The organism is Shinella sp. M31 (assembly GCF_049199205.1).
In the GTDB taxonomy this organism is placed as follows: Bacteria; Pseudomonadota; Alphaproteobacteria; order Rhizobiales; family Rhizobiaceae; genus Shinella.
In genome coordinates, this window is sequence record NZ_JBLZPH010000020.1 from 1 (window position 1) to 3,026 (window position 3,026).

The 3,026-nt window shown below is 61.5% G+C and carries 2 pseudogenes; both read left to right on the forward strand.

From position 1 onward, the window contains the following. Positions 1-681 (forward strand): annotated as a pseudogene (locus ACOZKU_RS03465) (hypothetical protein); the annotation flags it as partial. A 63-nt stretch (positions 682-744) separates the two neighbouring features. Then, positions 745-3,026, forward strand: a pseudogene (locus ACOZKU_RS03470) (hypothetical protein); the annotation flags it as partial.

The following is a 3,026-nucleotide window of genomic DNA, read 5'->3' on the forward strand; positions in this document are numbered from 1 at the left end:
CTGGCTTCCTTCACCGAGGCAAGCGCGAGCCCGCACTATGGGACGGCGCCGTTCAACGTTTCGGTGAAAAACGATAGCCATGCCGTGACTATGGCGATTTATCGCACGGTCAGCGGCGGAACCTTCAACGCGGCTACCGATAAGGTGGCCGAGATTGGGGTTTCTCCCGGTACAACGTTCGCCTACACCCTTGGCACTGCGCCAACGTTCTTCACGACCAATGGTGACTTTAGCGCCGCCGGCCCTCCGCCGACGCTTGGGACGGGCTGGACGATCAGTGCGGGCAAGGCTTCGCATTCTGCGACGAGCGGCGGTGCGATCGCTTGGGGCGGCCTCACCCTCGCTGTTGGCGATGAGGTGCACTATGCGGAGACGATCGATAGCATCACCGGCACATCCGCGTCGCTGACGATGCGGCTCACCGGTGGCACGACCGTGACAGGACCCGCCTACACCACGGCTGGCTTCAAATACGGTTCCCTGACCGCTGTCAGCGCGAGCAACAACACGTTTGGCGCTCTGGCTAGCACCAACGCCGTCGTCCAGATGGACAACGTCTTCGGCTACATCAAAACAGCAGCGCAGCAGCCACAAGGCGTATGGGACTACCGCGCTGCGGTTCTCAACGTCTCTGGCACCGCTGGTCCAGTCTCAGGCCCGGTAACCGTCACGGTCATCTAACCAACCACCGTTCACGAAAATGCCTCTGGCCGAGCGCCGGAGGCATTTCGCATGGGAGCCGCTATGGCAAACGAAATCCAATCTGCGTTCAACGCCGTTTATTCGGATGGGCCGACCAGCAACCCGACGGAACCAGACAAGGCCGAAATCCGCAGTGTCGTCGGCGGGACGATCCAGGCGCGAGTGGACGCACTTCAGGCTGGGGTTGACGAAGCAAAAGCAATTGCTGCGACCGGCCGTAAAACGCTTGATAACGTCACCTTTCGATCAACCTCAACTGGCGCCCTTGCAACGGCGTTCGTGAACGGAACGACCCATGACGGACGTGTTGCGGCGTCCGGCGAGCGGTTCTTCATGGATGGCCGCACCGACCCAAAGGAGAACGGCATCTATCTGGTCCAGGCGGCCGGCGCTCCAGTTCGCACGACAGACGCCGATACGGGCGCTGAACTTCTAGGCGCGACGTTCTATGTGGCGGCCGGCACGGCGTCGAAAGGCAAGACGTATACCTGCAAGAACACGACCGCGCCACTCGTCGGCACGGATGCGATTTTGTTTGCGCTGGTCAGTGAGCAGAACACCGCGGTGCCATCGGCCCTAGATGCGCTGCGCAAGAACGCCAACAGTGTCGCGACCGCCGCCACGATCGACATCGACAACGTGACTGGCGAATACGTGCCGTTGACCGGCGACGTCACAGTCTCGGCTGTCACGCTCGGCGTCGACCGGGAAAGGTCGCTTCGTGTTGACGGTTCACCGCTCTTCAAGGTCGGGGCGCTCCTCAAGGGGGATAACGACGGAAAAGACGTGCAGATGTTTCCCGGCGACCGCGTGCTTCTGCGCGGCGAAGCTGGCGGCGTCGTGCGCTTCTGGCGGCAGCGCCAAATGCAGCTTGTCACCGATGATGGCGTCGACGCTTACCGATGGGAAGATCTCTACGGCAACACGCTGATGCGCATCGGCCTTGATGGCATGGTCTATATCGGCGGCATGCAGATCGATCCGCAGGCGGTCGGCGGCGATATCGAATTCGGCGCGTCTCCCGGCTACACCTTCGCTCGTCTCGGCGCCAAGAGCAGCATGATCAATGGCATTCGCATTGATGCCTGGCCGCTCCGCTCGTTCGAAATTCAAGACCTCTGGGGGCATGTTCTCTGGCGGCCCAATATGCCGACGGAAAGCGCGTCGCAAGAGCCGACCGAAATCCCGCAACCGCAAAGTCTTGAGCTCTATCTTGGCAAATACCTCTACGCGGTTGAGGGCGAGGAAAGCACGCTGGTCGTCGACAACATCCTGACGAACCGAATGGATGCCGCGCTCGTGCAGGCGTCGATCTTCCCGCGGACAGGGGCTGCCTACAAGGCGCGCTCATTCGTTTCCTCGACGCAAATTAGGCCCTCCGACATGGCCGGCGGTGCAACGCTGATCGTTCGCCCGAAAAGTTGGGACGCGAAGAATGCGTCCGAGTTGAGGTTGACGACGCGGATTGCCACACTCGCATCTCTCACGGGGCTGACGCCGAAGATCCTGTCACTGACCGACTCGATCGGCACCTACCAGGGCCTCTACTACCAGCACCAGGCGTATCTGGACTGGGGTGTCACCCCGACGTGGATCGGCACAACGCCGACGGAAAACAACACGCCTTCTGGAGTGACCAACCACTTTGTGCTGGATCCGACATTTTCCGGCGAGTGCCGGCCCGGCATCGAGCTGGCCGACTACACCAACTACCTGACGACGACGCTTTCGCCCGTCTCGATCGGCGGGGAGGCGGCATATCTGGCGGCCGACACCTCGACCAAACGGACGTTCAATCCGCTGATCGTCATCGACGATGGCGTTGTGGATGACGCCGACCTTCGCAATGGCTACTTCATCGACTTTGCCGCCTATTTCAGCCGTTTCGGCCTTGCTGCGCCAGACATGCTGAGCCTCGTTCTTTGTCGCAATGACGTCCGCCGCCTGAATACGAGCAGTGCCTACGCCCTTATCAAGGCGGAACTGGCCCTGCTCATTCGACGCTGGCGGGCCTACAGCGCCACGAAGCCGATCATCTTCATGCTGCCTGGCACGGCGCGAACGCCGGATGAAGACCTCGATTGGCCGGTCGAGGTGCAGGCCTACCGCGCGCTGCTCGATCTACAGGCGCAAATCGCCGACAGCCGGTTCCATATCTGCTTCGCGCAAGCCTTCGTCCCCAACGACGGCAGCTTTGACCTCACGCTTGCATCGACTTCGCCCAACGCCACGACCGGCGTCATCACGCGCACGATCGAGGACGGCATCCATCCTTACGGATACGCCCGAGAGGAAGACATGCGCCAACTCGCAATGACGGGCGC